At 53.3% G+C, this 9,208-nt stretch carries 8 protein-coding genes and 1 pseudogene; 6 read left to right on the top strand and 3 right to left on the bottom strand.

The genetic code is table 11. The features are described from left to right. Nucleotides 1-165: IS1 family transposase (locus tag BGK49_RS25345; RefSeq protein WP_047664789.1), on the bottom strand; the 165-nt coding region annotated here is incomplete at its 3' end. Nucleotides 166-466: 301 nt separating this feature from the next. Between BGK49_RS25345 and ttdA the strand changes: the two genes are divergently transcribed. Genes ttdA through ttdT form a run of 3 tightly spaced genes read left to right on the top strand, consistent with a single transcriptional unit; the run spans nt 467 to nt 3,492 of the window. Next, nucleotides 467-1,378, top strand: coding sequence for a L(+)-tartrate dehydratase subunit alpha (gene ttdA, locus BGK49_RS04565; RefSeq protein WP_075319085.1), 912 nt, complete (start codon nt 467-469; stop codon nt 1,376-1,378). Next, complete coding sequence (gene ttdB, locus BGK49_RS04570) at nt 1,375-1,980, top strand: L(+)-tartrate dehydratase subunit beta (RefSeq protein ID WP_000722957.1); 606 nt, start codon at nt 1,375-1,377, stop codon at nt 1,978-1,980. The genes ttdA and ttdB overlap by 4 nt, the downstream gene beginning before the upstream one ends. Nucleotides 1,981-2,028: 48 nt before the next feature. Continuing rightward, on the top strand, nt 2,029-3,492 hold the full coding sequence (gene ttdT / locus BGK49_RS04575; RefSeq protein ID WP_000804928.1) for an L-tartrate/succinate antiporter: 1,464 nt from the start codon (nt 2,029-2,031) through the stop codon (nt 3,490-3,492). Between the two features lie 41 nt (nt 3,493-3,533). Here ttdT and tsaD read toward each other — a convergent pair whose 3' ends face one another. Then, nucleotides 3,534-4,547 (bottom strand): tRNA (adenosine(37)-N6)-threonylcarbamoyltransferase complex transferase subunit TsaD, encoded by a 1,014-nt coding sequence (gene tsaD, locus BGK49_RS04580; RefSeq protein WP_001264365.1) that lies wholly within the window; start codon nt 4,545-4,547, stop codon nt 3,534-3,536. 236 nt (nt 4,548-4,783) lie between these two features. On the opposite strand from tsaD, the gene rpsU reads away from it, so the two are divergent. From rpsU to rpoD, 3 genes are all read left to right on the top strand, one after another. Next, the gene (gene rpsU / locus BGK49_RS04585) at nt 4,784-4,999 is read left to right on the top strand and encodes a 30S ribosomal protein S21 (RefSeq protein ID WP_001144069.1); all 216 of its coding nucleotides are present in this window, start codon (nt 4,784-4,786) and stop codon (nt 4,997-4,999) included. Between the two features lie 110 nt (nt 5,000-5,109). After that, nucleotides 5,110-6,855, top strand: a complete 1,746-nt coding sequence (gene dnaG, locus BGK49_RS04590) for a DNA primase (protein WP_000918827.1) — start codon at nt 5,110-5,112, stop codon at nt 6,853-6,855. A 194-nt stretch (nt 6,856-7,049) separates the two neighbouring features. Then, nucleotides 7,050-8,891, top strand: coding sequence for an RNA polymerase sigma factor RpoD (rpoD, locus tag BGK49_RS04595; RefSeq protein WP_000437371.1), 1,842 nt, complete (start codon nt 7,050-7,052; stop codon nt 8,889-8,891). A gap of 84 nt (nt 8,892-8,975) precedes the next feature. On the opposite strand, the pseudogene BGK49_RS04600 reads toward rpoD, so the two are convergent. After that, nucleotides 8,976-9,208: pseudogene (locus BGK49_RS04600) on the bottom strand (IS4 family transposase); the annotation flags it as partial.

Here is a 9,208-nt window from a genome sequence, read left to right on the forward strand (position 1 = left end):
TTTCTGGTGCGTACCGGGCTGAGAGGCGGTGTAAGTGAACTGTAGTTGCCATGTTTTACGGCAATGAGAGCAGAGATAGCGCTGATGTCCGGCAGTGCTTTTGCCGTTACGCACCACGCCTTCAGTAGCGGAGCAGGAAGGACATCTGATGGAAATGGAAGCCACGCAAGCACCTTAAAATCACCATCATACACTAAATCAGTAAGTTGGCAGCATTACCGTACCTGCAAGTCTTTGGCTAAAGGCCAGCTATTCAGCATCGTTAATTATCCGCAGTTGTGATAAGCGCAGTGTATTTCGCAAAACATTGCCATTCCCTGCTCTGGCGCAATATTCATTCTTATTTTCGCGTTGATTCACGAACTGTTAATTACATATTCACGGTGGCAAAAAATATAAAACCACATTTTTAGTGGTAGTTTGTGGCGGTGAATTTTTCCAGACAAATACAAAAACTGGAGTTGCCATGATGAGCGAAAGTAATAAGCAACAGGCAGTGAATAAGTTGACAGAGATTGTCGCTAACTTTACCGCCATGATTTCTACCCGAATGCCTGATGACGTGGTGGATAAACTAAAACAGCTAAAGGATGCCGAAACGTCGTCGATGGGGAAAATTATCTACCATACGATGTTCGACAACATGCAAAAAGCGATTGACCTGAATCGTCCTGCCTGTCAGGACACCGGGGAGATTATGTTCTTCGTTAAAGTCGGTTCCCGCTTCCCACTGCTTGGCGAGCTGCAAAGCATACTCAAACAAGCCGTGGAAGAGGCAACCGTCAAAGCGCCACTACGTCACAATGCGGTAGAAATTTTTGACGAAGTAAACACCGGCAAAAATACCGGTAGCGGCGTACCGTGGGTCACCTGGGACATCATCCCCGACAATGACGATGCGGAAATCGACGTTTACATGGCAGGTGGCGGCTGCACGCTACCTGGCCGCTCGAAAGTGTTAATGCCGTCAGAAGGCTACGAAGGCGTGGTGAAATTCGTCTTCGAAAATATCTCCACCCTCGCCGTAAACGCCTGTCCACCGGTACTGGTGGGCGTGGGCATCGCCACCTCGGTGGAAACCGCCACCGTACTCTCGCGTAAAGCCATTTTGCGCCCGATTGGCAGCCGCCATCCCAATCCAAAAGCGGCAGAACTGGAGCTACGCCTGGAAGAAGGACTCAACCGTCTGGGGATTGGTCCACAAGGGCTGACTGGCAACAGTTCAGTGATGGGCGTACATATCGAATCTGCCGCCCGCCATCCGTCAACCATCGGCGTTGCTGTCTCTACCGGCTGCTGGGCGCATCGTCGCGGCACACTGCTGGTTCATGCCGATCTCACCTTTGAAAATCTGTCTCACACCCGGAGCGCGTTATGAAAAAGATCCTGACAACCCCGATCAAAGCTGAAGATCTGCAAGATATTCGCGTCGGCGATGTGATCTACCTGACCGGTACGCTGGTGACCTGCCGTGACGTTTGTCACCGCCGCTTGATCGAACTGAAACGTCCGATCCCTTACGATCTCAACGGCAAAGCGATTTTCCACGCTGGCCCCATCGTGCGCAAAAACGGCGATAAATGGGAGATGGTTTCCGTTGGCCCGACAACCAGTATGCGTATGGAAAGTTTTGAACGTGAATTTATCGAGCAGACCGGCGTGAAACTGGTGGTTGGCAAAGGCGGAATGGGGCCGCTGACCGAAGAAGGCTGCCAGAAATTCAAGGCGCTACATGTGATTTTCCCGGCAGGCTGCGCGGTGCTGGCGGCAACCCAGGTGGAAGAGATTGAAGAAGTGCACTGGACAGAGCTCGGAATGCCGGAGTCGCTGTGGGTCTGCCGGGTCAAAGAGTTCGGCCCGCTGATTGTCTCTATTGATACCCACGGCAACAATCTGATAGCCGAAAACAAAAAGCTGTTCGCCGAACGCCGCGATCCCATCGTGGAAGAGATCTGCGAGCACGTCCATTACATCAAATAACCCTCCCGGAGAGGCTCGCCCCCTCTCCTTTTTCGCAGGCATAACACGATGAAACCTTCCACTGAATGGTGGCGATACCTTGCGCCGCTGGCGGTCATCGCCATTATTGCTCTAATTCCGGTTCCCGCAGGGCTGGAGAGTCATACCTGGCTCTACTTTGCCGTTTTTACTGGCGTGATCGTTGGACTGATCCTCGAACCCGTGCCGGGTGCCGTGGTGGCGATGGTGGGTATCTCCATCATCGCCATACTCTCTCCCTGGCTGCTGTTCAGCCCCGAACAGCTCGCCCAGCCAGGCTTTAAGTTCACCGCCAAATCCCTCTCCTGGGCAGTTTCTGGTTTTTCTAATTCGGTTATCTGGCTCATTTTCGCCGCCTTTATGTTTGGCACAGGCTATGAAAAAACCGGGCTTGGACGCCGCATTGCGCTGATTCTGGTGAAAAAGATGGGACATCGCACGCTGTTTCTCGGCTATGCGGTGATGTTCTCCGAGCTGATCCTCGCACCTGTAACACCGTCCAACTCGGCGCGTGGTGCGGGGATTATCTATCCCATCATCCGTAACCTGCCACCGCTCTATCAATCACAACCAAACGACAGCAGTTCGCGCAGCATTGGCTCGTACATCATGTGGATGGGGATTGTTGCCGACTGCGTGACCAGCGCCATTTTCTTGACGGCGATGGCACCAAACTTGCTGTTAATTGGACTGATGAAAAGCGCATCTCACGCCACGCTGAGTTGGGGCGACTGGTTCCTCGGGATGTTGCCGCTCAGTATTTTGCTGGTGCTGCTGGTTCCCTGGCTGGCTTATGTGCTGTACCCGCCGGTACTGAAGTCTGGCGATCAGGTGCCGCGCTGGGCAGAGACGGAACTGCAGGCAATGGGCCCGCTCTGTTCGCGTGAAAAACGGATGCTGGGGCTGATGGTAGGCGCGCTGGTGCTGTGGATTTTCGGCGGTGATTATATCGATGCCGCGATGGTCGGTTACAGCGTGGTGGCACTGATGCTGCTTCTGCGCATTATCAGTTGGGACGACATTGTCAGTAATAAAGCGGCGTGGAACGTTTTCTTCTGGCTGGCCTCGCTTATCACCCTCGCTACCGGACTCAACAACACTGGTTTTATTAGCTGGTTTGGCAAACTGTTAGCAGGCAGCTTAAGCGGTTATTCGCCAACGATGGTGATGGTGGCGTTGATTGTGGTGTTTTATCTGCTGCGCTACTTTTTCGCCAGCGCCACGGCGTATACCTCCGCCCTCGCACCGATGATGATTGCCGCTGCGCTGGCGATGCCGGAAATCCCGCTGCCGGTGTTCTGCCTGATGGTTGGCGCGGCAATTGGTCTGGGGAGCATTCTTACACCATACGCCACCGGACCCAGTCCGATTTACTACGGTAGTGGTTATCTGCCAACGGCGGATTACTGGCGACTGGGGGCGATTTTTGGGCTGATATTCCTCGTGTTGCTGGTGATTACCGGCTTACTGTGGATGCCCGTGGTGTTGCTTTAAGTGAGGACGTGCCGGAAATTGCTCTCCGGCACCCAATAGTTTTACGCAGCCGGTAACTCCGCCAGCGGCCAGCGCGGACGCACGCTAACGCCGAGATCCGCCGTCGCGCCTGCTTTAAACCGCACCATTCCGGCATAGGCGATCATCGCGCCGTTATCAGTACAAAACTCCGGACGCGCGTAGAACACTTCGCCGCGGCGTTTTTTCATCATTTCCGCCAGCTTCGCCCGTAACGTGCGGTTAGCACTCACGCCGCCCGCCATGACCAGTCGCTTAAAGCCCGTCTGATCCAACGCTCGCTTACACTTAATCATCAACGTATCGACCACCGCATCTTCAAAGGCCCGGGCGATATCAGCACGCGTCTGGTCGTCGGTGCCGTTGTCACGAATCGTGTTCGCCGCAAAGGTTTTCAGACCAGAAAAGCTGAAATCCAGCCCCGGACGGTCGGTCATCGGACGCGGGAAAACAAAGCGCCCGGCAGTACCCTGAGCCGCCATTTTCGACAGTAACGGTCCGCCAGGATAATCCAGCCCCAGCAGCTTCGCGGTTTTATCAAACGCTTCACCGGCGGCATCATCGATAGACTCGCCGAGCAGCTCGTACTGACCAATGCCAGTCACGCTGATTAACTGCGTATGACCGCCGGACACCAGCAGCGCGACAAACGGAAATTCAGGCGGGTTATCTTCCAGCATCGGCGCTAACAGATGCCCTTCCATATGGTGTACCGGGATTGCCGGAACGTTCCAGGCAAACGCCAGAGAACGCCCCACGGTTGCGCCAACCAGCAGTGCGCCGACTAATCCAGGGCCTGCGGTATAGGCCACAGCATCAATGTCTTTTGCCGTTAAGCCAGACTCCTTTAGCGCCGCCTGGATCAACGGTACGGTTTTGCGCACGTGATCGCGGGAGGCCAGTTCAGGCACGACGCCGCCGTAGTCAGCGTGCAATTTCACCTGACTATACAATTGGTTGGCTAACAAACCTTTTTCATCGTCGTAAATGGCGATGCCGGTTTCATCGCAGGAAGTTTCAATACCCAGTACACGCATGACTTGTTTTACCTCGCTTTATTACCGCGCAGTGTAGGACCAATGCGGGTTGATGTAAAACTTTGTTCGCCCCTGGAGAAAGCCTCGTGTATACTCCTCACCCTTATAAAAATCCCTTTCAAAAAGGCCGCGGTGCTTTACAAAGCAGCAGCAATTGCAGTAAAATTCCGCACCATTTTGAAATAAGCTGGCGTTGATGCCAGCGGCAAACCGAATTAATCAAAGGTGAGAGGCACATGCCGGTAATTAAAGTACGTGAAAACGAGCCGTTCGACGTAGCTCTGCGTCGCTTCAAGCGTTCCTGCGAAAAAGCAGGTGTTCTGGCGGAAGTTCGTCGTCGTGAGTTCTATGAAAAACCGACTACCGAACGTAAGCGCGCTAAAGCTTCTGCAGTGAAACGTCACGCGAAGAAACTGGCTCGCGAAAACGCACGCCGCACTCGTCTGTACTAATTCCCCGAGAGCGTTGCTCTCCGATCAGACCGAGTTGTAGTTGTAAGGCCGTGCTTCCGAAAGGAATGCGCGGCTTATTTTCGTTTATGAATTGCTAAAAATCGGGGCCTATGGCTGGACGAATCCCACGCGTATTCATTAATGATCTGCTGGCACGCACTGACATTGTCGATCTGATCGATGCCCGTGTGAAGCTGAAAAAGCAGGGCAAGAATTTCCACGCGTGTTGTCCATTCCACAACGAGAAAACCCCGTCATTCACCGTTAACGGTGAGAAACAGTTTTACCACTGCTTTGGATGTGGCGCGCACGGCAACGCGATCGACTTCCTGATGAACTACGACAAGCTTGAGTTCGTCGAAACGGTCGAAGAGCTGGCAGCAATGCACAATCTTGAAGTGCCATTTGAAGCAGGCAGCGGCCCCAGCCAGATCGAGCGCCATCAGAGGCAAACGCTTTATCAGTTGATGGACGGTCTGAATACGTTTTACCAACAATCTTTACAACAACCTGTTGCCACGTCTGCGCGCCAGTATCTGGAAAAACGCGGATTAAGCCACGAGGTTATCGCTCGCTTTGCGATTGGTTTTGCGCCCCCCGGCTGGGACAACGTCCTGAAGCGGTTTGGCGGCAATCCAGAAAATCGCCAGTCATTGATTGATGCGGGGATGTTGGTCACTAACGATCAGGGACGCAGTTACGATCGTTTCCGCGAGCGGGTGATGTTCCCCATTCGCGATAAACGCGGTCGGGTGATTGGTTTTGGCGGGCGCGTGCTGGGCAACGATACCCCCAAATACCTGAACTCGCCGGAAACAGACATTTTCCATAAAGGCCGCCAGCTTTACGGTCTTTATGAAGCGCAGCAGGATAACGCTGAACCCAATCGTCTGCTTGTGGTCGAAGGCTATATGGACGTGGTGGCGCTGGCGCAATACGGCATTAATTACGCCGTTGCGTCGTTAGGTACGTCAACCACCGCCGATCACATACAACTGTTGTTCCGCGCGACCAACAATGTCATTTGCTGTTATGACGGCGACCGTGCAGGCCGTGATGCCGCATGGCGAGCGCTGGAAACGGCGCTGCCTTACATGACAGACGGCCGTCAGCTACGCTTTATGTTTTTGCCGGATGGCGAAGACCCTGACACGCTGGTACGAAAAGAAGGTAAAGAAGCGTTTGAAGCGCGGATGGAGCAGGCGATGCCACTCTCCGCATTTCTGTTTAACAGCCTGATGCCGCAAGTTGATCTGAGTACCCCTGACGGGCGCGCACGTTTGAGTACGCTGGCACTGCCATTGATATCGCAAGTGCCGGGCGAAACGCTGCGAATATATCTTCGTCAGGAATTAGGCAACAAATTAGGCATACTTGATGACAGCCAGCTTGAACGATTAATGCCAAAAGCGGCAGAGAGCGGCGTTTCTCGCCCTGTTCCGCAGCTAAAACGCACGACCATGCGTATACTTATAGGGTTGCTGGTGCAAAATCCAGAATTAGCGACGTTGGTCCCGCCGCTTGAGAATCTGGATGAAAATAAGCTCCCTGGACTTGGCTTATTCAGAGAACTGGTCAACACTTGTCTCTCCCAGCCAGGTCTGACCACCGGGCAACTTTTAGAGCACTATCGTGGTACAAATAATGCTGCCACCCTTGAAAAACTGTCGATGTGGGACGATATAGCAGATAAGAATATTGCTGAGCAAACCTTCACCGACTCACTCAACCATATGTTTGATTCGCTGCTTGAACTGCGCCAGGAAGAGTTAATCGCTCGTGAGCGCACGCATGGTTTAAGCAACGAAGAACGCCTGGAGCTCTGGACATTAAACCAGGAGCTGGCGAAAAAGTGATTTAACGGCTTAAGTGCCGAAGAGCGATCGGGAAGCCCCCGACAGCCGCACTGAGAGGCAGCGGCAAATATATAAGTACGCCCTCGTAATTATCGTTGGCGGTAAACAACCGTTGGATTTCAGCGTTAACGGCTGAAGGACATCGGGTCAATCGCCCAACACCAACCTCATGAAATAAGTGTGGATACCGTCTTATGGAGCAAAACCCGCAGTCACAGCTGAAACTTCTTGTCACCCGTGGTAAGGAGCAAGGCTATCTGACCTATGCCGAGGTCAATGACCATCTGCCGGAAGATATCGTCGATTCAGATCAGATCGAAGACATCATCCAAATGATCAACGACATGGGCATTCAGGTGATGGAAGAAGCACCGGATGCCGATGATCTGATGCTGGCTGAAAACACCGCGGACGAAGATGCTGCCGAAGCCGCCGCGCAGGTGCTTTCCAGCGTGGAATCTGAAATCGGGCGCACGACTGACCCGGTACGCATGTACATGCGTGAAATGGGCACCGTTGAACTGTTGACCCGCGAAGGCGAAATTGACATCGCTAAGCGTATTGAAGACGGGATCAACCAGGTTCAATGCTCCGTTGCTGAATATCCGGAAGCGATCACCTATCTGCTGGAACAGTACGATCGTGTTGAAGCAGAAGAAGCGCGTCTGTCCGATCTGATCACCGGCTTTGTTGACCCGAACGCAGAAGAAGATCTGGCACCTACCGCCACTCACGTCGGTTCTGAGCTTTCCCAGGAAGATCTGGACGATGACGAAGATGAAGACGAAGAAGATGGCGATGACGACAGCGCCGATGATGACAACAGCATCGACCCGGAACTGGCTCGCGAAAAATTTGCGGAACTACGCGCTCAGTACGTTGTAACGCGTGACACCATCAAAGCGAAAGGTCGCAGTCACGCTGCCGCTCAGGAAGAGATCCTGAAACTGTCTGAAGTATTCAAACAGTTCCGCCTGGTGCCGAAGCAGTTTGACTACCTGGTCAACAGCATGCGCGTCATGATGGACCGCGTTCGTACGCAAGAACGTCTGATCATGAAGCTCTGCGTTGAGCAGTGCAAAATGCCGAAGAAAAACTTCATTACCCTGTTTACCGGCAACGAAACCAGCGATACCTGGTTCAACGCGGCAATTGCGATGAACAAGCCGTGGTCGGAAAAACTGCACGATGTCTCTGAAGAAGTGCATCGCGCCCTGCAGAAACTGCAGCAGATTGAAGAAGAAACCGGCCTGACCATCGAGCAGGTTAAAGATATCAACCGTCGTATGTCCATCGGTGAAGCGAAAGCCCGCCGTGCGAAGAAAGAGATGGTTGAAGCGAACTTACGTCTGGTTATTTCTATCGCCAAGAAATACACCAACCGTGGCTTGCAGTTCCTTGACCTGATTCAGGAAGGCAACATCGGTCTGATGAAAGCGGTTGATAAATTCGAATACCGCCGTGGTTACAAGTTCTCCACCTACGCAACCTGGTGGATCCGTCAGGCGATCACCCGTTCTATCGCGGATCAGGCGCGCACCATCCGTATTCCGGTGCATATGATTGAGACTATCAACAAACTCAACCGTATTTCTCGCCAGATGCTGCAAGAGATGGGCCGTGAACCGACGCCGGAAGAACTGGCTGAACGTATGCTGATGCCGGAAGACAAGATCCGCAAAGTGCTGAAGATCGCCAAAGAGCCAATCTCCATGGAAACGCCGATCGGTGATGATGAAGATTCGCATCTGGGGGATTTCATCGAGGATACCACCCTCGAGCTGCCGCTGGATTCTGCGACCACCGAAAGCCTGCGTGCGGCAACGCACGACGTGCTGGCTGGCCTGACCGCGCGTGAAGCGAAAGTTCTGCGTATGCGTTTCGGTATCGATATGAACACCGACCACACGCTGGAAGAAGTGGGTAAACAGTTCGACGTTACCCGCGAACGTATCCGTCAGATCGAAGCGAAGGCGCTGCGCAAACTGCGTCACCCGAGCCGTTCTGAAGTGTTGCGTAGCTTCCTGGACGATTAATCGGTAGGCCGGATCAGGCGTTACGCCGCACCCGGCACTAGTCCCTCTGCACAAACGCCACCTTTTCGGTGTAATGCCAGTCAGTTAAGCAACTGACTGGCTCTTTTTCGGGGCTGTGGGGTATTTCCAGGGCCTCTCCTTTACCACTCTCGGGAAGGCCCTTCCCCTTCTCGTCGGTAATTTCACAAGTTGTCCCATACTTGCAAGATCGCGCATCAGCTCCGGTATACGTCCCGGTGAAGCGCCCTGCAATGTCATCAGCATTCTCATCACCATTCCGCATGATTCTGAGAAACTCAGTTGATTCGGCCAGTAAC

Source organism: Shigella sp. FC1544 (assembly GCF_001722145.1).
In the GTDB taxonomy this organism is placed as follows: domain Bacteria; phylum Pseudomonadota; class Gammaproteobacteria; order Enterobacterales; family Enterobacteriaceae; genus Escherichia; species Escherichia coli.